The organism is Trichocoleus sp. FACHB-262 (assembly GCF_014696035.1).
GTDB lineage: Bacteria > Cyanobacteriota > Cyanobacteriia > FACHB-46 > FACHB-46 > Trichocoleus.
In genome coordinates this window covers 20,452-41,701 of record NZ_JACJPK010000101.1, presented here as the reverse complement: position 1 = coordinate 41,701, position 21,250 = coordinate 20,452, and the positions used below count along the sequence as shown (strand labels likewise).

The 21,250-nt window shown below is 49.3% G+C and carries 22 protein-coding genes; 11 read left to right on the top strand and 11 right to left on the bottom strand.

Going from position 1 to position 21,250, the window contains the following annotated elements:
* Positions 1–21: 21 nt before the first annotated feature.
* The 4 genes from H6F68_RS24375 to dxs form a co-directional block, all read right to left on the bottom strand.
* On the bottom strand, positions 22–753 hold the full coding sequence (locus H6F68_RS24375) for a molybdopterin-dependent oxidoreductase (RefSeq protein WP_190563034.1): 732 nt from the start codon (positions 751–753) through the stop codon (positions 22–24).
* A 52-nt stretch (positions 754–805) separates the two neighbouring features.
* The gene (locus H6F68_RS24370) at positions 806–1,411 is read right to left on the bottom strand and encodes a cytochrome b/b6 domain-containing protein (protein WP_190563032.1); all 606 of its coding nucleotides are present in this window, start codon (positions 1,409–1,411) and stop codon (positions 806–808) included.
* Positions 1,412–1,525: 114 nt separating this feature from the next.
* Positions 1,526–3,160: a glycosyltransferase family 39 protein gene (locus H6F68_RS24365; protein WP_190563030.1), complete on the bottom strand. Its 1,635-nt coding sequence runs from the start codon at positions 3,158–3,160 to the stop codon at positions 1,526–1,528.
* A 240-nt stretch (positions 3,161–3,400) separates the two neighbouring features.
* Complete coding sequence (dxs, locus tag H6F68_RS24360) at positions 3,401–5,305, bottom strand: 1-deoxy-D-xylulose-5-phosphate synthase (RefSeq protein ID WP_190553286.1); 1,905 nt, start codon at positions 5,303–5,305, stop codon at positions 3,401–3,403.
* A 197-nt stretch (positions 5,306–5,502) separates the two neighbouring features.
* Between dxs and H6F68_RS24355 the strand changes: the two genes are divergently transcribed.
* The 10 genes from H6F68_RS24355 to H6F68_RS24310 all read left to right on the top strand — a co-directional run bounded on the left by H6F68_RS24355 (position 5,503) and on the right by H6F68_RS24310 (position 12,659).
* On the top strand, positions 5,503–6,102 hold the full coding sequence (locus H6F68_RS24355) for a hypothetical protein (RefSeq protein ID WP_190435579.1): 600 nt from the start codon (positions 5,503–5,505) through the stop codon (positions 6,100–6,102).
* Positions 6,103–6,182: 80 nt separating this feature from the next.
* A complete protein-coding gene (locus H6F68_RS24350; RefSeq protein ID WP_190563028.1) occupies positions 6,183–7,391 on the top strand; it encodes a DUF58 domain-containing protein in 1,209 nt (402 codons plus the stop codon).
* A 104-nt stretch (positions 7,392–7,495) separates the two neighbouring features.
* Positions 7,496–7,864, top strand: coding sequence for a ferredoxin thioredoxin reductase catalytic beta subunit (locus H6F68_RS24345; protein WP_190553283.1), 369 nt, complete (start codon positions 7,496–7,498; stop codon positions 7,862–7,864).
* A 28-nt stretch (positions 7,865–7,892) separates the two neighbouring features.
* Positions 7,893–8,330, top strand: a complete 438-nt coding sequence (locus H6F68_RS24340) for a DUF309 domain-containing protein (protein WP_190563026.1) — start codon at positions 7,893–7,895, stop codon at positions 8,328–8,330.
* Between the two features lie 200 nt (positions 8,331–8,530).
* Entirely contained in the window at positions 8,531–9,004 is a 474-nt protein-coding gene (locus H6F68_RS24335; RefSeq protein ID WP_190563024.1) for an LptA/OstA family protein, read from the top strand.
* A 111-nt stretch (positions 9,005–9,115) separates the two neighbouring features.
* Positions 9,116–9,844: an LPS export ABC transporter ATP-binding protein gene (gene lptB, locus H6F68_RS24330; protein WP_190435564.1), complete on the top strand. Its 729-nt coding sequence runs from the start codon at positions 9,116–9,118 to the stop codon at positions 9,842–9,844.
* 42 nt (positions 9,845–9,886) lie between these two features.
* Positions 9,887–11,068, top strand: coding sequence for an LptF/LptG family permease (locus H6F68_RS24325; RefSeq protein ID WP_242065642.1), 1,182 nt, complete (start codon positions 9,887–9,889; stop codon positions 11,066–11,068).
* A gap of 117 nt (positions 11,069–11,185) precedes the next feature.
* The gene (locus tag H6F68_RS24320) at positions 11,186–11,401 is read left to right on the top strand and encodes a hypothetical protein (RefSeq protein WP_190563022.1); all 216 of its coding nucleotides are present in this window, start codon (positions 11,186–11,188) and stop codon (positions 11,399–11,401) included.
* A 51-nt stretch (positions 11,402–11,452) separates the two neighbouring features.
* Complete coding sequence (locus H6F68_RS24315; protein WP_313930230.1) at positions 11,453–11,629, top strand: DUF2949 domain-containing protein; 177 nt, start codon at positions 11,453–11,455, stop codon at positions 11,627–11,629.
* A 406-nt stretch (positions 11,630–12,035) separates the two neighbouring features.
* Positions 12,036–12,659, top strand: coding sequence for an HPF/RaiA family ribosome-associated protein (locus H6F68_RS24310; RefSeq protein WP_190435547.1), 624 nt, complete (start codon positions 12,036–12,038; stop codon positions 12,657–12,659).
* 158 nt (positions 12,660–12,817) lie between these two features.
* On the opposite strand, the gene msrA is transcribed toward H6F68_RS24310, so the two are convergent.
* The gene (gene msrA, locus H6F68_RS24305) at positions 12,818–13,471 is read right to left on the bottom strand and encodes a peptide-methionine (S)-S-oxide reductase MsrA (protein WP_190563018.1); all 654 of its coding nucleotides are present in this window, start codon (positions 13,469–13,471) and stop codon (positions 12,818–12,820) included.
* A 109-nt stretch (positions 13,472–13,580) separates the two neighbouring features.
* On the opposite strand from msrA, the gene H6F68_RS24300 reads away from it, so the two are divergent.
* Positions 13,581–14,057, top strand: a complete 477-nt coding sequence (locus tag H6F68_RS24300) for a hypothetical protein (protein WP_190563016.1) — start codon at positions 13,581–13,583, stop codon at positions 14,055–14,057.
* A 10-nt stretch (positions 14,058–14,067) separates the two neighbouring features.
* Here the strand turns inward: H6F68_RS24300 and H6F68_RS24295 are convergent, their stop codons facing one another.
* The 6 genes from H6F68_RS24295 to H6F68_RS24270 form a co-directional block, all read right to left on the bottom strand.
* The gene (locus tag H6F68_RS24295; RefSeq protein WP_190563014.1) at positions 14,068–16,476 is read right to left on the bottom strand and encodes an ABC transporter substrate-binding protein; all 2,409 of its coding nucleotides are present in this window, start codon (positions 16,474–16,476) and stop codon (positions 14,068–14,070) included.
* Positions 16,477–16,514: 38 nt separating this feature from the next.
* Positions 16,515–17,642: a DUF1822 family protein gene (locus H6F68_RS24290; RefSeq protein WP_190563012.1), complete on the bottom strand. Its 1,128-nt coding sequence runs from the start codon at positions 17,640–17,642 to the stop codon at positions 16,515–16,517.
* Between the two features lie 45 nt (positions 17,643–17,687).
* Positions 17,688–18,368, bottom strand: coding sequence for a sigma-70 family RNA polymerase sigma factor (locus H6F68_RS24285; protein WP_199300310.1), 681 nt, complete (start codon positions 18,366–18,368; stop codon positions 17,688–17,690).
* 48 nt (positions 18,369–18,416) lie between these two features.
* A complete protein-coding gene (locus H6F68_RS24280; RefSeq protein ID WP_190563010.1) occupies positions 18,417–18,716 on the bottom strand; it encodes a hypothetical protein in 300 nt (99 codons plus the stop codon).
* A gap of 243 nt (positions 18,717–18,959) precedes the next feature.
* The gene (locus tag H6F68_RS24275; protein ID WP_190563008.1) at positions 18,960–20,360 is read right to left on the bottom strand and encodes an ABC transporter substrate-binding protein; all 1,401 of its coding nucleotides are present in this window, start codon (positions 20,358–20,360) and stop codon (positions 18,960–18,962) included.
* Positions 20,361–20,373: 13 nt separating this feature from the next.
* Positions 20,374–21,147 (bottom strand): PspA/IM30 family protein, encoded by a 774-nt coding sequence (locus tag H6F68_RS24270; protein WP_242065641.1) that lies wholly within the window; start codon positions 21,145–21,147, stop codon positions 20,374–20,376.
* Positions 21,148–21,250: the final 103 nt, after the last annotated feature.

Here is a 21,250-nt window from a genome sequence, read left to right as displayed (position 1 = left end):
ACTTCTCCTCGAAGCTGAAGATTATAATCCCGCAAACCATTCATAACCTTGATCTTCCCAATAACCTTTGACCCGTCCTAATTGGCTCATTAAGGTGATGCGAGTCACCCATTTACTCTGTTTGTAGCCCAGCTTGACCGGAGAGGCTAAACGTAACGGAGCTCCATTTTCTACAGGCAAAGGTTCTCCGTTCTTCTGGTAAGCCATCAAAGTTTGAGGATGCAAGGCCGAAGGTAAATCCCAACTGCCGTAGTAGCCATCCGCAGACTGGAAGTAGGCATATTTCACCTCTTGCTTTGGTTCTGCCAGCGCCACTAGCTCTCGCAGCCTGACGCCCCCCCATTGCACGATCGCGGCCCATCCCTCGACACAGACATGACGAATCACCATCGAAGTCAGGGGAAGTTGCTGAATCTCAGCCATACTCAGACTTAGAGGTTGGTTGACTTCTCCATCAATCACTAAGCGAAAAGTGGTTGGATCAATTACTGGGTTACCCCGAAAGGAATTGACAATCAAGGCTTCAGGTTCGATCGCTCCTAAAGGAAATTCTGGAACCAGTTTTTGGGGTTGAAATAAGAGAGTTTCTACTCGCTGATTTAGCGGCTCAGACACTTTGCCAACAATGTCTTCAAATAACGGCCCACCGCAACCGCCCAAAAGAAAACTTAGACTAGAAAGCCCAGAGACTTTTAGGAATTGCCGCCGATTGAGCCGATTGAACTGAGACTGGGGAACCCGAATCAAACCCATTGTCCTATCACCAAAGTACTCTCTATCAAAACACTGCCGACCAAAACACTATCTACCAAAACATAGATTCCAGCAGTCGTGAGCCACCCGCTTTCAAACCTAGCCAAGAGTGGGCGATCGCAAACAGCACCACAATGGGCACGGAGCTAAAATGCACAATCCGTAAGGCTTGCCAATCACCGAACATATCCACAATCCAGGGAAACTGGGCGGGTTTGTACATGCCAATTCCAGTTAAGACAGCTAGCAACAAAATTGGCACGATGACAGTGTAAGCAATACGATGCCAAGCGTAGATACGCCGTTTTTGGTTCTGGCTGTGTTGTAAAGCTTTGAGGTCGTTTTTGCCCACAAAGCGATGTCGCCACCGACGCGAAACCAAAACATACAGACCATACCACAGCAGATTCAAGGAGAATAACCACATCGCCGCAAAGTGCCAATGTCGTCCTCCTGCTAACCATCCTCCTAGCGCAAAGATAGGCGGAATTTGCCAACCTGCTCGGCCCCCAAATACAGGATTCGCATTATAAATTTGCAACCCACTGGTCAGCATGAGAAACAAGCTGACTAGATTAATCCAATGAAAACTCTTGGCCAAAAGTGCCTGACGAGGCAACCAAGGCGGAATCGTTTTAGGAGGAGATGTTGCAGTCATAGGGTGGGGCTAGGGTAGGGCGATTGCACGAAAAGACGCATACTTGTATCCTACGCTGCCGACTTCGCTTACTAAGGTTTTACAGCAAGAAATCGCGCCTCTTCTGATGTACCACTACTTAAGAACTTGGTAAGCAACTGGTTTTCTCCATCGCTCTGGAAATTTGTTAGAGTTGATGCCCGCTTGGGTCAAAGACTTACTAATGTTTTTCGATGGGTTAAAGATGAAAATCTCGCTATATGAGTTTTGATATTCAGTAATTTTTGGTTGAATGACTTGTACTAAATTACTGCTCGCATCAGATAGCAGGAGAAATTCAGCATTGCGTTTGAGACGGTGGCTTAGCATTAAAACTTTGATATATTCCTCGCTACTAATGATCAATGGTTTATTTGCCTGATTAATCACTGGAGCAACCAACTCATAAGCTGCGCCTAGCTGAGGGCCTGAACTCTGATTTGACACTACCTTCACAAACAAATTAGAGGTGGAGATGCAGCTAGAGAGTAATACCAAGCTTAACAGCCCTATCCCCAAAAATCGTCTTCTTTGATCCCTATGGTGTAATTGCTGAACAATGAAAAAGCTAATGCCGATAATAAAAAATATAACTGCGGGTAAATAATATCGAACCTTATAAGCTAAACCATGACCCAAAAGAGTGCCGAGCAGCATCAGTGGCAACATCGTTCCATACAAGACAGATAAAACTAGTAAGCTATTCTTTTGAGTAAATAGCCTCAAACAAATATAGTAAGTGAGAGTAGCGAGTATAAAAATCGCAATAGAGATTGCCAGCGGGTTTTGGACAAAATCGTTGCTGAGTAAACTAATATTAGAATTTTTCCAAAAAGTTTGAATTACAGCAGTGGTTCCGTTCATAAAAGAACCTAGCACATTAGGTGCAGCTCCTACGCTTTCATCGGAGATACCAGCAGTTTCTTCGAATTTCTCACGTTGGGACAAAATACTTAGAGCCCAAGGTGTGAAACATAAGATTGAAAAGGAAAGTGAGATCCAGTAGTACTGTAGCGATCGCCAAGAGCGATTGAGGGCTAAATAATAACCATGTGAAAAGATCAGAAGAATAAAGAATAAGTGTGTGTACAGACCAAGTAAATTAGTTGCTGTATACAGCGTAAGGAGAAGCTTGTTGTTATTGCGTGCGGCCCGAACGAATAGAGCACTAGACAAACAAATTAATGCACCCCACAGCGAATATTGACTGACGTGTTGGCCCATGGAAAATAAATAGGGCGATACAGTAAAGAGAGTTGCACTGAGCAAGCTTATTTGAGGGTTGTTAAAGATTTCCTGGGCTAACCAATAAATTGCTGGTATTGTTGCGATTGAAATTAGGGTTGAAAACAGCTTGGAATTGAATAAATAGCCAATCCCTAATAACCAGTTTTGCAAAAGTATATAGTAAAGGGGTGGATGTTCTAAATTGTTAGTTAAAGCTGATAGATTTGGTTTTGGTTTGCAGTCTCCACAAGGAACTTGATATTGACCCAATAGTTTATTGACATTGATGGGTTCCGCGTTGTACGTCAACTGAATGAATTGTTGATTAGTGAAACCTGATGTTCTCAATAGTTTTCTAACTTCATCGCGATCGAAATACAAGTTGTGATTGGAGGATATAATCTTTAACAGGATAAATGCTGCAATTAGTATGTAAAGTGCGACTCTAAAATAGAAATCAAAATCTAGTTTCTTAGATTGAGCCCTACTTAGTAAGCTTTTCATTATAATTAGCCCAATTAACTTTTTAACGATTTAGAGCTTGGTTGACAAACTTATACAAGTAAATTAGGGCCAAGATAACATGATCGAGATAGGTGAGCAGTAAAGTTTGAAGCTGATTACAGAGCTAAATCTAAAAAATTTTGTAAAGCTTGATCTGAATTAAAAGATAAAGAGCTGATGTTTAAACTAAAAAAGGTGGGCACTGCCCACCTTAGGAATTAATAGAGGTAAGTAAAGTTGTCAGCTAACCGTGACAGTTGATTTCACGAAAGTGGTGCGAATGCGATCGGCGATTTGAGCAGGGGTGAGGCCTAGCGTCACCATAGACTGCTCTGGGGTTGCGTGCTCAACCAACCCATCAGGAATACCAATTCGCATGACAGGCACCACCACATTGTGATCCATCAGCGCTTCCATTACTGCTGAGCCAAAGCCACCCATGAGACAACCTTCTTCCAGCGTCACCACCCGACCGATCTTTTGCGCCAAAGGAGCAATCAGTTCGATGTCTAGTGGTTTGGCAAAGCGAGCGTTGACGACAGTGGCTTCAATCCCGTGTTCGCTGAGAATCTCTGCGGCTTGCATGGCTGGGTAGACCATGGAGCCGAAACCAACGAGCAAGACATCATCACCTTGGCGTAAGACTTCTCCTTTGCCGATGGGCAGAGGTTCCCAGCCTTCCTCCATCAACGCTACACCATGACCGTTGCCACGGGGGTAACGCATAGCGATCGCACCATCGGTGTAGTTGATGCCTGTCACCATCATCTGCTGCAATTCAGCTTCGTCCTTAGGAGCCATCAGCACCATATTGGGGATACAGCGCAGATAGGCAATGTCATACATGCCTTGATGGGTAGGACCATCAGCACCGACAATTCCTGCTCTATCGATACAGAAAAAGACAGGCAAGTTTTGGATGCAGACATCATGAATAATTTGGTCGTAACCTCGTTGCAGGAAGGTGGAGTAGATCGCCACAACAGGCCGAATGTCTTCACAGGCAAGACCCGCAGCCATTGTCACTGCATGTTGCTCCGCAATTCCTACATCCATATATTGCTTGGGGAGCTTGGCTTGAAGCTTGTCTAAGCCAGTTCCCGTCGCCATTGCCGCAGTTATGCCCACAATTCGGGGATTGTTCTCTGCCAACTTCACCAATGTGTCGCCAAACACTTTGGAGTAGCTAGCAGGCTTGGGTTTCGTGGAGGGAGCCGCCTTGCCAGTCGCTAAGTTAAACGGCGATTGGGCGTGGTAGCCAACTTGGTCTTGCTCAGCGATCGCGTATCCCTTACCTTTCATGGTAGACACATGCACCAAAACTGGCCCCACTTGCTGATGAGCGTGCTCAAAGGTAGCAATCAGCTCTTCCAAGTTGTGTCCATCAATTGGCCCCATGTAAGTGAAGCCTAGTTCTTCAAATACCGCTCCCACCTTAGGAACGGCCAAGCGCTTCATGCCTTCCTTGATCCGACCCAGTTCCGGAGAAAGCGAACTGCCCACGAAGGGTAGCTGCTTGACTTGCTCTTGGAGGTTGTCCGAGAGGAACTGCATGGGGGGACTGAGACGCATCTTGTTGAGATAGCGAGACAGCGCTCCAACGTTGGGTGAGATCGACATCTCGTTATCATTGAGCACTACCAGCAGATTAGTTTTGGGTAGATGTCCCGCATGGTTGATGGCTTCCAATGCCATGCCCCCTGTGAGCGCACCATCCCCAATCACGGCGACTGATTTGAACTTCTCACCCTTCAAGTCACGGGCTAAAGCCATCCCTAATGCGGCTGAGATACTAGTAGAGGCGTGACCCGCACCGAAGTGGTCAAACTTACTTTCACAGCGCTTTAGGTAGCCCGCTACCCCGTCCTTTTGGCGCAGGGTATGAAAGCGGTGATAGCGTCCTGTAATCAATTTGTGGGGATAGGCCTGGTGACCCACATCCCAAATTACCTTATCGCGGTCGAGGTCTAGGGTGTGATAAAGCCCTAATGTCAGTTCCACGACTCCCAATCCGGGGCCGAGGTGACCGCCACTGGCGGCAACTGTTTGTAAATGTTTTTCTCGAATTTGACGCGCGATTTGTTGCAGTTGATGAACCGAAAGACCCCGCAATTGGTTGGGATGGGTCAGTTCACTCAGGTGCATACCGGAGTACCCCCTGGGTCGTTGAAATGGATTTTAGTTACCTTTTTCACTCTAGATGGTTTTACTGACCTTTTCTCAACCAACCGTAAACCCTAAACCCAAACCCTAGACCCAAATCCTAAACAATATGAGACAATCACCGCAGCTTCGCTTGTTGATTATTAGTTGATTTTGTTGCTCTCCTTCTAGTAGCTGTTATGCGTCACATCGATCTTCCGCGCTACTTACTCCGTTTGTCTGGGGCACCCCTGGCGATCGCTGGGTTATTGGTTCTTGCCATACCTCCAGACCCTGCTGCTGCTTTCTTGTTTCAAACTCAGCGTAATGAATACGAAACTTGTGCCGCTAACTTATTAGATGCGGGGATTGATCCCCCCATTGTGGCTGAGGCTTGTGGAGAGGTACTCCGTCCCAGAGATCTGGCCAACTGTGTGGAGCGGATTACCCGCCAAACGTCAGTCGCAGGTCTGGATGCTCTCTTGACTTGCCGCCAAGTGCGACGGCCTCTAGAACTTGCCAGTTGCGTGGTAGACATCAATCGCGAGACTGAAAACCCCGCCCTCCCAGAAGTATTGGATACTTGCCGCCGTAGTTTGCTACCTAAGCGCTTTGCAGACTGTGTCGTGGGATTGAGCCGCCGGGTTGACGACCTCACCCCAACCAATGCAATGGCAACCTGTCTGGATGCTGGTGACCCAGTCGTCGATTTTGCCCCCAACTTCATTCCACAAGATGCCAGCCTACCTCCTCGCTTTACCCCGCTAACAACCCCCGTAGAATCGCCTGCCCTACCTTAAGGGCTTTCAAGTCTGCGATCGCTTGGTCTAGACTGGAGCCAACTCCGACGAACGGTTTGGCTTCAGGATAGGCATCCACTATGAACCTTGGCAAGCGAATCGCTGACTGGCTAGAAACGCATTGGGTCACGCCCTCCTACAGTGGTTGGCTCCTAGCAGGGCTGGCCATTTTCTTCTTTGCAGCGGGCACCAATACCCTGTCTGGTTGGTTATACGTGATGAGCGGGGTGATCGTGGCGCTGCTAGGGGTCGCGGCCATTTTGCCAGAGCGATCGCTGCGAGGCATTCAGGTAACTCGTCGCCCCATTAATCCGGTCAGTGTGGGGAGTGACCTCACCATTGAGCTAGACCTGGAAAACCGCACCGCCCAAGCTAAAACACTGCTGCAAGTTCGGGATTTGCTGCCCTATCGCTTGGCGAAACCTGCGGCAACGGTCGTGGAAGCGATTCCACCTCGAAAAACTTACCGTTGGACTTACTTCCAGCCGACTGAGAAGCGGGGGGTGTATCGTTGGCACAATTTACAACTCCGCACTGCTGCACCTTTGGGATTGTTTTGGTGTCGGCGGGAGCGAACTGTCAAAGCAGCCGCGATCGTTTATCCTACGGTTTTACCCCTCACAGCTTGTCCGTTAATCGATGAAATTGGGCGAGAGAACAGCCCCAAGTTTCACAGTAGCCGCCGCTCCCAAAACGCTACAGAAGGGATTACTCGGGCTTTACGACCTTACCGTTGGGGTGATCCGATTCGCCTAATTCATTGGCGGACGAGCGCTCGTTATGGTGAATTTCGGGTGCGGGAGTTAGAAGTTTTTACAGGTGGAGAAGAGATTGTCATTTGCCTAGATAGTGCGGGGACTTGGCAAGCCGATGATTTTGAACAAGCGGTGATTGCGGCAGCGTCGCTGTATTTCTACATGGCCCACCGGGATACTCATGTGAAGTTGTGGACGGCGGGTACAGGGTTGCTCCAAGGCGATCGCTCGGTTTTAGAGGCATTAGCGGGTACCTACGCTGGCGAAGAAGTGCGGGCAGAGAGTTTACCTGAGTTGTCCATGGTTTGGCTGACCCAAAATCCCCAAAGCCTGAATACCTTGCCGCCCGGTAGCCGTTGGCTTTTGTGGCCACCCACAAACCAAAAGCCTCATTTAGTAGCCAGTAGCGACCTAGAGTTTCCTGGCTTAGTGATCCAATCAGATAAATCTTTACAAACTCAGTTGCAATCGCAGTTACAACGTTTGTATTCAGAAAGCAAGAGCCAAGAGCCAGGGCCAGAAGTTAGAAGCTAGGAGTTATGAGTTATCAGTCGAGTTATCTAAGTTTTGGTTTCCTTTAGCCCAGAGAAGTGCTGCGATACAATGCGGGAATACGCTTGTATGGAAGAGCTTGCCCTATGAACTCATCTGAAAACGGCACCCTCGCGAGTGAAAAGAACTTGGAAGCGATGCGGAACTTTGCCGAAACCTATGCCAAGCGCACCAACACCTACTTTTGTGTTGATCTGTCTGTGACGGCTGTGGTAATTGAGGGTTTAGCCAAGCATAAAGATCAATTGGGTTGTCCCCTTTGCCCCTGTCGGCACTACGAAGACAAAGAGGCAGAGGTGAATGCGACGTTCTGGAATTGCCCTTGCGTACCCATGCGGGAGCGCCAAGAATGTCATTGCATGCTATTTTTACAGCGCGATAATGACTTTGCGGGTCAACAGCAGGAAATTTCGATGGATGAGCTAGCTGTGGTTAGAAGCAGCCTCTCGGCTTAAGCTGAGGAAGCTGCGTCAGGAAGGCTTTATGAGTGAAACCATGCCACCAGAGTTTTGGCAGGCAGTGGAGCAGTTCAATCAAGGCGAGTTTTATGCCTGTCATGACACTCTAGAAGCGCTGTGGCTAGAGGAAGTTGATCCCCTACGGCGGTTCTACCAAGGCATCTTGCAGATTGCGGTGGCTTGCTATCATTTGTCAAACCTCAATTGGCGCGGCGCAGCGATCCTGCTAGGTGAGGGCATGAATCGTCTAAGAGATTACCAACCGACTTATGGCGGCATTGAGGTGACGCATTTACTGGAGCAAAGTGCCACCTTGTTGCAGCAACTTCAAGCCCTAGGCCCAGAAAACGTGGAAAGTTTGAGACAGCAGTTGCAAGCGAATCAGGGTGGGGAGGCGATCGCTCTCTCTGAAACCCAGCCCGCACCTTGTTGGCCCCAAATTGTTTTAGTTGCCCCATCTTGATACTCGCAGGTATAAATGACAGAGGTTAGCGGCTGCGAAACTTCCAGGGGACAAGCATCGTCAAAGTTTCTACCTCAGTTGCTCGTACTTTCTCCTGAACTAGGCACCAGGATTCGGTAAACTACCTACAGAGATTTTGCCTCTCTTCCAGCCTGAGGTCTGACCCGGTTACTGTTTTGCCCTCTGAACTTGTACGACCTATGCTGCCTTTCTCCCGACTGTCCCGTTCTACTAGCCGTCGCCTCGCTGCGGCTTTACTGGTTCCTGCCACCCTAGCCGCGATCGCTCTACCCGCTACGCTCAAAAGCGCTGACGCCCAAACTGCTCCAGGCCGCGCCTTAACCCTGCGCTCTGATGTGCAAGAGGCCAATGCCAAAACGGGTGTAGTTACGGCCCGTGGCAATGTGCAAATTACTTACCCTGCTCGCCAAATTCAGGCAACTTCGGCTCAGGCTCAATACTTTAGCCGCGAACGCCGGATTGTCCTGAGTGGCAATGTGTACGTTTTGCAGCAAGGCAATAGCCTACGGGGCGAAAATATTACGTATCTGATTGACGAAGGCCGCTTTGTGGCTTTGCCTCAGACTAGCAAACAAGTAGAGTCGATTTATATTGTGGCTGACCCAGCATCAACCCCAGCAACTCCACCCGCTTTAGCGAACCCACCTTTTTAATGCGAAACCTGGATCTTAGGGGTTTACTCAGTGGAAGTAGCCTCAGGCCACTCATCTTTGATACCATCAAGGCCGATTGGTCTGCGATGCAGCTAGGCTGGGAGTAAATCGTTGAAGATTGTTCTGGAGAATATTCACAAGTCCTACGGCAAACGCACAATCGTCAATCGGGTTAGCCTGTCGGTTTCCCAAGGAGAAATCGTCGGTTTGCTCGGCCCGAATGGTGCTGGAAAAACCACCACGTTTTACATCGCTACTGGATTGGAAAAACCTAATCAAGGTCGCGTTTGGCTAGATAACCGCGATATCACCACTTTGCCAATGCACTCCCGCGCTCGGTTGGGCATCGGTTACCTGGCGCAAGAACCCAGTATTTTTCGGCATTTGAGCGTTCGGGACAATATCTTGCTAGTGCTGGAGCAAACTAAGATTCCTCGGCGAGAGTGGCGATCGCGCCTGAACCATTTGCTACAAGAATTCCGCTTGGAAAAAGTTGCTTCCACCTTGGGAATTAGGGTTTCCGGTGGCGAACGACGGCGCACAGAAATCGCCAGAGCCTTGGCAGCAGGAAGAGAAGGCCCGAAATTTTTGTTGCTGGATGAACCCTTTGCAGGCGTAGACCCGATCGCAGTGGCGGAAATTCAAGAAATTGTCAGTCGGTTGCGCGATCGCCAGATGGGGATCTTGATTACAGACCACAATGTGCGGGAAACCCTAGCGATTACCGATCGCGCCTATATTATGCGGGACGGGCAAATTTTAGCTTCTGGTAACGCCGAAGAACTCTACAATAATCCCTTGGTGCGACAGTACTACCTAGGAGACAACTTCCAACGTTAGCGTTGCAGCTCGGTTCGACTGTTCGCCAGGGCTTTGGCTTCTATGACTAGCATCACAAAATCTTTCCGCTTTCTCTTCTGGCCTTTAACTTGGTTGACAGGTGGCTTGTCCTTAATGGATCGCTACATCACCAGTCAACTAATCATGCCGTTTCTATTTGGCGTGGGGGCATTTTCGGCGATCGCGGTTTCGATTGGCACTTTGTTTGATTTAGTCCGCAAGGTGACAGGCGATGATCTACCCCTGAATTTGGCGATTCAGGTCTTTTTTCTGCGCCTTCCAGAGTTCGTTGTTTACGCCTTGCCCATGTCCACCTTGCTGGCAGCATTGATTGCTTACGGTCGCCTTGCCACCGATAGCGAATTGATTGCGTTGCGGGGTTGTGGCATCAGTGTGCGACGGTTAGTAGTTCCAGCACTGATTTTGAGCTTAGTGGTGACAGGCTGCACGTTTGCCCTGAATGAAGCGATCGCTCCACAAACCACTTATCAAGCTTCTGTCTTACTGAATCAAACCCTGAGAAAAGATCGCCCCTCGTTTCAAGAACGCGATATCTTCTACAGAGAATTTAGCGACATCCAGCGACCAGATGGCAAAACAGAACAGGCTCTATCGCAGTTGTTTTACGCCAAACAATTCGATGGTCAGCGCATGATCAACCTGACGGTGCTGACGTTTAATCAAAAAAACTTACAACAAATTGTGTCAGCCAAATCTGCTCTCTGGAATCCTACTCAAAGCGCTTGGGATTTTTTTGAGGGCACTATCTATGCCGTTGCTCCTGATGGTTCTTACAGCGGCATTCAAGAATTTCAGCAGCAACCTTTCGCGATCGCCCGTACCCCTCTTGATCTTGCAATGTGGAATAAAGACAGTAACGAGATGAACATTGCGGAGGCGCAACGATATCTTTCTTTGCTCAATCAAAGTGCGGATGAGCAAACTCTACGAAAGCTGAGGGTACAGATTCAGCGCAAATATGCTTTTCCTTTTGTTTGCGTGGTCTTTGGTCTGATTGGTGCGGTGTTAGGCGCTAAACCAGGCCGCACCAACCGAGCTACAGGCTTCGGCCTCAGCGTTTTGATTATCTTTGTCTACTACACATTGGCGTTTCTCACGGCAGCGCTGGGGCAAGCAGGAGTTTTTTCCCCTGTCATGGCAGCTTGGCTACCGAACATCTTTGGCTTTGGGGTAGGAGGATTCCTGTTAGCTCGCTCTACCTGATCGCGTGACACTCGTCACTTGATCAGACCCCAACTATCACAAGGCTGAGCTTGGTCTATCACTGGAATTTGCTGAGAAAAATTGGATATTAACAGTAGCGAGTTCCTGAACGTCACGATGCCTCCTGTTAACCTCTTGCCCTCTGCTCTCTCCGAACTATTTGCTCAAGTCAGCAGCTCTGGCAAGATCACCTTAGCCGATCGCTATGGCATCCTGGCAGCCCTTCTGAGCAACGACATGAGCGCAGAGGAGCAATGCACGATTGACCGTTTACTTCATGCTTTGAAGCAACGTCGAGTGCAGGTTGTAAACGAGTTGTCGGCAGAGCTGTAACTGCAAACCAACCACAGGGTGAGGACGATGGAAGTTAGAAATCAATCATTCATGCGATTTTTGCAAGAGGATTTGGCGATTCCTGCTGCTGCCGTCATGCTAGCTTGGCAACACTCAGAATCTCCTAGCCTGTTGCCAATGGTGCTTTGGCAATACGGTTTAGTCACTTTAAGCCAATTAGATCAAATCTTTGACTGGCTAGAGCAGCACAGCCTGACCTTGCTGTAAACGGAACTTGAAGTGGGCACTGGTAAAACGCGATCGCCCGTTGGGGGTTAGTCAGTCTCGGCTTAGCGCTTGACCCTACAACCGCCTCAGTCAAGCTGCCTAAGCCGTTAGAGGCACAACTGAGTTTTGATTTCTGTATTGCGATAGAATCCGCCGCAGCGATCGCCGCATAGCATGATCGAAAGCAGTATTTCAAATCCAGCTTTAGCTCTGACTTCAGTGCCTTTGACCGAGATAATTTAGCTAGCTCCACGCATACTGTTGTGGAAGTGGCGTAGGGTTGTCTGAGGTCATAGCTTCATTTTCGAGCATTTCTGGTTTTAGTAGAAATATAAGTCCTCCCCTATTCAGGAGGGCTTCAATTTCTACTCCAAGCCTGAAGTGCCTAATCATTGGAGAGACCAATATGAAAGTTCCTTTAGAAGTTACCTATCGTGATGTTGAGAAAACAGCCGCGATCGATGCTCTCATTCATGAAAAGGTTGCCAAATTAGAAGAAGTTTGTGACCACATCAGTAGTTGTCATATTGCTGTAGAGAAAATTCACGATCGCCCTCGTAGCGGTTCTCCTTACCGAGTCCGTATTGATATGACTGTACCTCCTGGGCATGAATTAGTCGCTGACTCTAACCCTGGAGAAGAAACCCAATACGTTGAACTCGATACTGTGATTCGGGATGCTTTCAGCGCCGCACGTCGCCAACTAAGCAAACTCACCAAACGTCAGCACGAAAGTGATAAGTCTCAAAACCAAGAACCCTATGAGACGACTGCCTTAGTCAACAAAATCTTTCGGGAAGAAGGATACGGTTTTATCAAAACTCTGGATGGTCAAGATATCTACTTCCACCGCAATAGCGTCCTCCACGACGATTTCGATCGCCTGGAAATTGGCACAGGTGTGCGTTTCTTTGTGGAAGACGGAGAAGAGGGGCCACAGGCAACCACAGTCAAAATTGTGGATAAGCCAGGAGTAACGGTTGGCAAATCTGATCAATCTTTAATTGAACCGCCTCTGGGTTGGGAATAGCACTAAACTTCTGGGGGCAACTGCCTCCAGAGCTTCCCTGAAAAAATGGGCGATCGCGCCGATATACGCCAATAAATTAGGGCAGCAAAAAACAACAAAGCTGGCAGGGTTAGTGCTGCCAGCGATCGCAAAACTGCGTAGAACTTTAGAGTCTTGCCCTAAGCTTGAATCACGTCTGGCAAGCAGACATTAGTCCCACCCAAGCCGCAATAACCGTTAGGGTTTTTCGCCAAATATTGCTGATGGTAGCTTTCTGCGTAGTAAAACTCTGGAGCTTCAATAATCTCTGTCGTGATGGTTCCATAACCTGCTTTGCTTAAGCCTAGTTGGTAAGCATCCCGCGAAGTTTCCGCCAATTTATGTTGCTGCTCCGAATACACATAAATTCCAGAGCGATATTGAGTTCCAGAATCATTGCCTTGGCGCATGCCTTGGGTAGGATTGTGGTTCTCCCAAAATACCTTCAGCAGAGCCTCATAGCTGATTTGCTTAGGGTCAAACACCACTTGCACCACTTCATTGTGCCCAGTCATACCAGAGCAAACTTCCTGGTAAGTGGGGTTTGGGGTCACGCCAGCAGCATAGCCCACGGCTGTAGTGAACACACCTGGTAGCTGCCAAAACTTCCGCTCTGCACCCCAGAAGCATCCCATACCAAACATTGCCACTTCTAGCCCAGCGGGGTAAGGTGGCTGCAAGGGGTTGCCATTAACAAAGTGCTTTTCCGGAACTGACATGGGTTCTGCCCGTCCTGGTAAGGCTTCTGCTGGCGTGGGCAAGCTCAGCTTTTTGCCAAATCCAAATAACGCCATGAGTTTTAACCCTACTTTTTGAGATACGCTTTACCTTACTTCATGATAAATGACTAACCTGATAACTGCTCTGTCCCTGCCAGTCAGCTTCATCTAACGCCGAAATTCGATGCGACTTACAGTGCTAACAACTTTACTCTTGCTGAGCGCAGTAATTTTAGCGGCTTCCTTTTTGCCTTGGGCTTCGTTGCAATCTGCTTCACTCATAGATCCTAATATCCCTCCACCTGAGAACTTGAACTTACCTGCAAAGCTAGGAGTCGCCAATGGTGCCTTTATGCTGGGTCCTAGTGATACATTCACGGCTTGGCAAGGAGGATTCCGATTGGGAATTTATGCCATTCCTAACTGGATTGTCGTGCTGGGAGCGTTGCTCATTCCATTGGGAGCGTACAAGCCTGTCATTGGCATCACTGCCGCTCTGTTTGGGCTGATCCATTTAACGATATTTGCGGTCACGATGCACTCATTGGGTGCTCAATTCGGCATTGGTTACATCGCAACTCTTGTAGCCTACTTGGCAGCGCTGATTCTGTTGATTCAACACTTCTATCGCGATCGCAGGTCATTGCCAAGCAGCAATTAGCATTTGGAAGTTATGGCTTGAGAAGCGCAAACTCGTAACGCAGAGGAGCTTTAGTACTAGGTTGTACTTTTACTAATACCCCAATGCCTGGGACAATTCGGCGCTCCCCAGAAGGCAGAAATTGAATTACGCCGCTAGCTCCCTCCAGTAGAAAATCTGGGCTTCTGAGAGTATCTCTTAAACCTTTGCGAGTCTGTTGATGTTGTAATCCCATGTATACGGTTTTAGTTGCATCGTAGGACATAGCAGTACGCCAGTTTACCGAGCCGCCCCAAAGTTGCTGAGCTTCGCGGAGAAAAGAGTGTTTAGCCCGTGGTGTGGGATGCCAAGGCACAGGCAACACCAAGCCATTGACTGTGTTCTGTCCAGCCTGGAGGGTTTGGGAGGTATATAGCGTTGGGCTGCCGAATAAAGTTAAACGCCCTTGGTTGGCGCGTGCCATCTCCACAGCTTTATTGATGCGATCGACATGGGGAGCGAGGAGAATACTATCGGCTCCGCTACTGATGATGGTGGCGATCGCGGTTTCAGCATTAAAGTCAGGAGCGGAGAAGTCACACGGAACATTGATAAACTGTCCCCCATCGGCAAAAACCGCTGCCGTAAATTGATTGCGAAAAGATTCATTATCCACAGCCGCCGTATCAGAACAGATGGCAATTTTGACCTTATAGTCATTTTTGATGGTGTAGCGGGCCAATGCATCGGCAATGAAGCGAATGCTGGGCACCATGCGAAAAATATATTTGCCGCTAGAGGAGAGTTTGTCAGAAAAACTAGTGGGGGACAGCATCACCAGTTCTCCCTCGTCATAAATGGGAGCGGCTGCCACAGAAGCATCACTGGCGTTATGTCCCACCACGGCTATGGTCTGAGTATCCTTCACCAGTGCTGTGGCAATCTGACGGGCGATTGCGGGTTGGTTCTCATCATCCGCGATCGCTACCTGCAAGAGTTGTCCCCGCAGACCACCTTGGCGATTGATCTCATCCTGGGCTTGAGCCACTCCCCGAAGAATCTCCTGAGCGACATTCAGATTGCTACCAATCGGCACACTAACCCCAATTCTGACTGCTGCCTGGTTAGCGATGCGAGCATTATTTAAGTAGATTAAGGTTTCTGGATCGTTATGTTGTTGCTGAAGCGAGGCTTGAAACTGCTGCGCTGCCGAACTGAATTGTTTGGTGCGGAATGCTTTAACGCCTGCTTCTTTAGTGGGGGTGGCGATCGCCCGAACCAAAATCTTGTCGCCCAAGCTGATACGGTTGGCCCAAGGTGTTGGCAAGGGGGGAGTTGGCTGTAACATACCTGTGCAGAGAGCCGCGATCGCCCCTCCAAACAATGTTTTGGCAAGACGATAGGGTTTTCTAACCACAGGCCAGGCCAAAGGAGACTCCACTGGATTTTGGCAAAGCACAGGCAACCAAGAAGCACAAGGGAAGTCTCCTTCCATTCCTTGTAGCTGTTCTCTCGCTTGACGCACAGATAGATATAGCGACTGACCCTGGGCAAAAGCTTGCAGGAAATAGCGCAAGAATGCCTGAGCTACTGGATCGGGCACAGGTTCCCGCATCACAATCACCTGCGGAATGCCTAAATCTGCCAGATGTCGAGCCAGTTCCAAGCCATCGCAAGAATTGAAAATGGCCAGCTTCAGATTGTTGCGAACTGCTGCTTTTAAGGCGTAACGGAGCTGATCTAGGGAGAGGGTTTCGGTGTCATTAATTTGGATCTGACCGCGTTCCTCACTAGAACTATGTCCCGCAAAAAACAAAATGTCCCACGGCTGGCTCCACAACTGCTCACTGAGTTGCTGGCGACGGGGTTTCTCTAGCAAAGTCACCTTGGCTCCTGGCAACTGCTCTAGCACCGCCCGATCGGCTTGGACATCAATACCTTCACTGTTACCCAATACCGCAAGAATTCTAACTGGGCTGTGCAGCGGTGGGGAAGGAGGTGCGTAATCGGCACAGAGCGCCATTTCAGCGCCAGGACGACGTTCAAATAAGGCCCACAGATGCCAAGGTAACTTGCGTAAGAGGAGATCTTGAGTCTGTACAATTACCCGCGCCGCCTCATGCCGCTGTACCTCTTCTTGGACCTGCTCCCGCAAATCTCGCACACTGGCTTGGCTCCACCAGTGGATTAAGCTGGCTCGTAATTTCTGCGCGGCTTGGTCGCACTCGGTCACGGTGGAGACATTAGTGACTTGGGCAGGAGGCACTTCAATTCGCATGCCTCCCAGCCGATAGTAGAGGTGTTGCCACTGCTGATATAGCTGAGGAATATCTGGAGCAGCCGGAAATCTCCCTCTGACCTCGATCGCAGATGCTTGGCCATCGTCACCAATTTGCAGCGTCACAGGAAATCCCTGTGAAAAACTGCCCTCACCAAACTTGAAGACGACCAACTTGCTCACAATCTTTTTTCCGTCTTACGATCGCCCGCCAAACAACGCTAAACCACAAAATTTTCCACGATGCTAGCTGGCTCTAGAGCAATTCTCACACTAAATCGTTCTCCTAGGTCAGCGGTAAACTTCAACTGAATATAGTCATCTTTACGTCTAGCTTGGGTGGTCAAAAACGCCTGTCCTTCAGCATCTAAGCCTACCAATTGCAATTCGGGTGGTAAATAAGCTTGACCTGCCATCGGGTAAACCCGCAAGAGTACCGCCACTTTTTGTTCTGGTTTGGGCAGAATCGCCACCATCAAGGCGATCGCATGGCCCGCCAGGTGAATGCCTAAGTCTGTGATGCGTCTGACTCCGGCGGCAGGATGGTCAGGATCAAGCGTCCACAATAGCTCAGCTGCAGTCCAACGGATTTCTTCGTCTTGCGTGGTTTGCAGCAGTTGGGTCAAGGCAGGAATAACACCCAAATTAGCGGTACTTAGTGTAGAACGTTCTGGTTCTTGCTCAGCCTGATGGGCATACAACTGTTCAACCAAGTGTTTCACTGCTTCCGGCGTATCGATGGTCATACCTTTTACCTGTCTAGCCCGAAAAGCCATCGCATAATTGGTGTCTCGGTTCTCTAGCCAAGCCGCGATCGCCTGCCACTGCGGTTCAAAGACCTGATTAAACCACTGGCCTAGTTGCACAACAGCAGGAGCAGGCTGATGCAAGCGCAACAGTAGGGCATCTAAAGATTGCAGTTGTGCGAGTGGCAGCAGAGTAGTAGTGACACTAGGGACAAATCCCAATAGGGTGCCAGCACGGCAAGCTTCATCTAACTGCACCACTACATAACCAATCCGGTCTTGCCATACTTCCGGCGGCATGGAGCAACTGCGATCGCCCATTTGGATAGAACGGCATTCCAAACGTCCCACTCCCGCAATTTCCAGGTCAGATACATCTGCACAGAGACGAGCGATCGGATTCCAGCTATAGCTTGCCCCCAGATTGGTAGGCACGTCGAGCATTTGTAAATAATCTCGCAGCACCAACACAGCCAGCGTATTGCGATAAACTTGAGCCGCTTTCTCTGGAGTGGGCTGGGCTTGAGCAAATTGTTGCGCCACTTGGCGAGCAGAGGCAGGAATTGGCAGCGTAATCGTGAGGTCTTGGGTGGAGTCAATCATGGGTAAGGAGGTTGAATGCGGCAATCGAAACGATACTGAAACGATCTATGAATCTAAATATCCTTGCGTTTGTCCAAACTTGAGCAAGCGAGGAAAACACTCTCGTTGATAAAAGTTACTCAAGGTGGCGATCGCCACACCAAACTCCTGAGATAGCGCTTCCCAAGCAGTTTCTGGTGGTAAGCGGCGTAGAATCAGCACTTCGCAGTTGATATCGGGGCGATCGCGCACATGAATTCGCCGGAGTTGTCTGCCTTCTCGCTCTACCCATTCCCGAATCTCTTCTAGGATCGGTGGCGGATTGGCAGGAGCAGGGAGAGTGTCGATCGGATTAATTACTTCCCCCGTCTCGGCAAGCTGACCAAACGCCCGTTCTGCCTGTTGTTGAAACACTTCCCGCTGGCGATCGCTCAACCGTCGCTTGAGATAGGCATTGAGCCAAGTAATCACACTGGCTAGCTCTGGGTCGTAAGCGTTACCAGTTAGTGCTTCACAGAGATTGCGACAGCAGTAGAGCCACGTTTGCTGGAGGGCATCTTCATAATCAGGGACACCAATGCCTCGGAGTAGTTTGCCAGAGCGCTGAATCTGCCAAATCAGCTGGTTTAAGGCTCGTTGACGCTCCAGGCTCCCTCGCGGCTGACCACAAGCAGCCATCACCAATTGGCGCAGTTGTTGATCGATTTCATCCATGCGGTTAGTGGGGTCGAGAATGGGATGAATCATGCAAGCTGATGTGAGTAGAGATGTTAGATCACTCGTTTGGGTATGAAACTATAATCCGCGTGGATGATTGACGGGGACCACTCTAAAGATCCGCTTCGTATGGCAATTATTCAAATGATGTGTCAGGGCATCTGTCCTTGTTCCGGATGCTGGGTCCAAGACGTGTCCCCGATGTAGCACTACCACATGAGAACTACAAACCCATCCCTGCTCATTGGGATCTGCCAAAATGTTGCCGCTATCTCTTGCCAGGTAGTAACTGATGGTGAACAGATCATCCAGCTTGACTAACTCTGGCAAGTAGAAAGCCACCCGTCTGACATCCGTGGGACAGTAGGCTAGTTTCATGTTCCAAGAGCGTAATGCTTTAGACCAAGAAACCGGATCTTGAGTATTGATGCTCCCTTGAAAGTTCTCCGGCGTAGAGCTAGTCAGAATTGCTAAGGATGTCGCAACGCAATGTGGGCCCTGTTGACGAAGCGGTTTAAGCTCTTGGTCTCTGAAGAAGCTTTCATCTTCACAACCCCACAACCTACTTGAGTAATCAAAGGGCAAAATTTCAATCTCCTACCACTTCACTAAGCACAACGTTTACGGACGAATGGGCACAAAATCATAGCCAGAGCCACTAGGTTGAACTTTCACCAACACCGCTTGACCCAAGCGATCGCCCGATGGCAGAAACTTCACCGGATCTCCGGCTCCAGAAGCCGAAAACGCTGGACTCCGCAAAACGTTCTGCAAGCCACTCCGAGTTTTATCCTCCTCTAAACCCTTGATAATGGCACGACTGGCATCATAGGCCATTGCTGTTCGCCAATTGACCGCTCCTCCCCATCGATACTTTGCATTAATTGCAAATGGATGGTCGGCAAAAGCAGTCGGATGCCAAGGCACAGGTAGGACTAATCCATTCATATCGGCTTGACCAGACTGCGGAGTTTTGATTGTGTATAAAGTTGGGCTACCCAATAATGCGAGCCTGCCCTGGTTGGCTCTGGCTAACTCGATTGCGCGATCGAGCCGATCAATGTGGGGAGAAACTAACAGCCCCTCAGCCCCACTACTAACCGCTTGAGCGATCGCCGTGGTCGGGTTAAAGTTCGGAGTAGAGAAGTCACAAACCGTCGGCACGAGTTTGCCGCCCTGAGCCACCAAAGCTGCCACAAACTCATCTTTAAAGGAGACATTGTCTGGGGCTTGGGAGTCATAGCACACAGCAATATTAGTTTTGCGAGTGGTGCCAACTACATATTGCGCCAGAGGTTCCGCCATTAACCGAGTTGTAGGAACAGCGCGAAAGACATAACTGCCAAACCCAGAGAGATTATTGGCAAAGCTAGTCGGAGTCACCATCACCAGTTGTCCCTGTTGGTAGATCGGCGCAGCGACCAAAGAAGCATTACTAGCGTTATGTCCTACCACGGCGAGAATGCGTGAGTCTTTTACCAACTCTGTCGCCACCTGCTTCACAATTTCCGGATTGTTCTCATCGTTGACAATTTCAACCTGTAGCGGCACGCCATTAATACCACCATTTCGATTCACTTCATCCTGGGCTTGGGCAACCCCGCGCAACATCTCCTGAGCTACATTCAGGTTGCTCCCAATCGGAACACCCACGGCAATTCGGAGCGCTGTGTCATCAACACGGGCATTGTTCAAGTAGATCAGCGTTTCTGGGTCATTTTGGCGCTTTCGGAGAGAAGCCTCAAATTGGGCGATCGCGCCTTCAAAATCTCCTTTGGCAAAAGCTGCAACTCCGGCGCGTTTCTCTGGTGTCGCATCTGCCTCAATCAAGAGCTTATTACCCAGACTCATGCGGTCTTTGAGAACACCTGCATTGAGCGACTGGGATGATGGAGAAAAGATGTTCCCCTTTAGCCAGGAGATACCTGTGACTACTCCTAAACCTATTAACAAGAGCACAATGGGTGGGACACTGGCTTTGGGACGCACAGAAGTAGAATTTCTTTTTTGAGTTGAGGTCATTGTAGGAGTTCCTTTAGGCATCTGAGGGAGTGACTGAGCGAGAGGACGAGGATGAAGCTGTCAGGCGTTGCAGTCGTTGAGCAATCTCATCGTCAAGCGTCATTTGGGCTAAATCTGCGGTCAGTTTCTCCGCTGGATTTTCTGAGAGTTCTGCCTGTGCCGTCATCTGGAGATGTCGCCGTTCTATAGAAGTTTGAGCCGTCGCAAACTGCGATCGCGCTGAGCCAATTTCAAGTTCAGTATTAGCCTGATCGATCACAGCCAATGCCTCATTTAGCTCCGCCAAATCTTTGAGATTTTGCATCTCCAGCTTGTAAGTTTCTAGCTTCTGGCGTTCTCGGTTGAGTCTGTCCTTAGCAGCCCGCACCACTGTCTCCGCTTTGGCAAATTTTTCTGCTAGGGAAGGCAGCGAGCGATCGAGCAAAATGGCCTTCGTCATCGCCATCCGGGCGGCTTCTGCATTGCCTTGTTGTTGTGCCAAAATTGCTTGTTGTTCAGCTTGCCGAAATTCTTTCTGCCTACTTTCGTACATACTCTTAGCTTGCTGGTAAGCAGCCATTAGACTCGCCACCGATTGGGTGAGTTGCGCTACCGACTTTTGCATCGTTTCCAAAGATTCCTGGGCCACTTCCACCGCAATCTTGCCACCTGACTCCACAGGCAAGCCCCAGAGCCAAGACCAAGTGGCTGTCAGTACGCGCCCCGCCCGCTCGCCTACGAACCAATAGATAAATTGTTTGAAATGTTTTTGAGCCATAGAGCCTAGATCCCGCCGTTGTAACGACATCGATATTTCGAGAAGCGATCGCCTATGTGCTTCTCAGGCTCTAGCTAAGAACTTATTTTGAATTTTGCAAAACTTTACAATTAGCCTTAAATTGAGGCCACAA

Excerpts from the sequence above, each read along its gene's own strand:
- H6F68_RS24355 (WP_190435579.1), top strand. The coding sequence starts at position 5,503 with ATGCGTCACATCGATCTTCCGCGCTACTTACTCCGTTTGTCTGGGGCA.
- H6F68_RS24270 (WP_242065641.1), bottom strand. The coding sequence starts at position 21,147 with ATGTCGTTACAACGGCGGGATCTAGGCTCTATGGCTCAAAAACATTTC.
- msrA (WP_190563018.1), bottom strand. The coding sequence starts at position 13,471 with ATGGCGTTATTTGGATTTGGCAAAAAGCTGAGCTTGCCCACGCCAGCA.
- H6F68_RS24275 (WP_190563008.1), bottom strand. The coding sequence starts at position 20,360 with ATGACCTCAACTCAAAAAAGAAATTCTACTTCTGTGCGTCCCAAAGCC.
- H6F68_RS24350 (WP_190563028.1), top strand. The coding sequence starts at position 6,183 with ATGAACCTTGGCAAGCGAATCGCTGACTGGCTAGAAACGCATTGGGTC.
- H6F68_RS24345 (WP_190553283.1), top strand. The coding sequence starts at position 7,496 with ATGAACTCATCTGAAAACGGCACCCTCGCGAGTGAAAAGAACTTGGAA.
- H6F68_RS24335 (WP_190563024.1), top strand. The coding sequence starts at position 8,531 with ATGCTGCCTTTCTCCCGACTGTCCCGTTCTACTAGCCGTCGCCTCGCT.
- H6F68_RS24285 (WP_199300310.1), bottom strand. The coding sequence starts at position 18,368 with ATGATTCATCCCATTCTCGACCCCACTAACCGCATGGATGAAATCGAT.
- H6F68_RS24375 (WP_190563034.1), bottom strand. The coding sequence starts at position 753 with ATGGGTTTGATTCGGGTTCCCCAGTCTCAGTTCAATCGGCTCAATCGG.
- H6F68_RS24340 (WP_190563026.1), top strand. The coding sequence starts at position 7,893 with ATGAGTGAAACCATGCCACCAGAGTTTTGGCAGGCAGTGGAGCAGTTC.
- H6F68_RS24365 (WP_190563030.1), bottom strand. The coding sequence starts at position 3,160 with ATGAAAAGCTTACTAAGTAGGGCTCAATCTAAGAAACTAGATTTTGAT.
- H6F68_RS24320 (WP_190563022.1), top strand. The coding sequence starts at position 11,186 with ATGCCTCCTGTTAACCTCTTGCCCTCTGCTCTCTCCGAACTATTTGCT.
- H6F68_RS24300 (WP_190563016.1), top strand. The coding sequence starts at position 13,581 with ATGCGACTTACAGTGCTAACAACTTTACTCTTGCTGAGCGCAGTAATT.
- H6F68_RS24280 (WP_190563010.1), bottom strand. The coding sequence starts at position 18,716 with ATGAAACTAGCCTACTGTCCCACGGATGTCAGACGGGTGGCTTTCTAC.
- dxs (WP_190553286.1), bottom strand. The coding sequence starts at position 5,305 with ATGCACCTGAGTGAACTGACCCATCCCAACCAATTGCGGGGTCTTTCG.
- H6F68_RS24315 (WP_313930230.1), top strand. The coding sequence starts at position 11,453 with ATGCGATTTTTGCAAGAGGATTTGGCGATTCCTGCTGCTGCCGTCATG.
- H6F68_RS24325 (WP_242065642.1), top strand. The coding sequence starts at position 9,887 with ATGACTAGCATCACAAAATCTTTCCGCTTTCTCTTCTGGCCTTTAACT.
- H6F68_RS24310 (WP_190435547.1), top strand. The coding sequence starts at position 12,036 with ATGAAAGTTCCTTTAGAAGTTACCTATCGTGATGTTGAGAAAACAGCC.
- H6F68_RS24370 (WP_190563032.1), bottom strand. The coding sequence starts at position 1,411 with ATGACTGCAACATCTCCTCCTAAAACGATTCCGCCTTGGTTGCCTCGT.
- H6F68_RS24290 (WP_190563012.1), bottom strand. The coding sequence starts at position 17,642 with ATGATTGACTCCACCCAAGACCTCACGATTACGCTGCCAATTCCTGCC.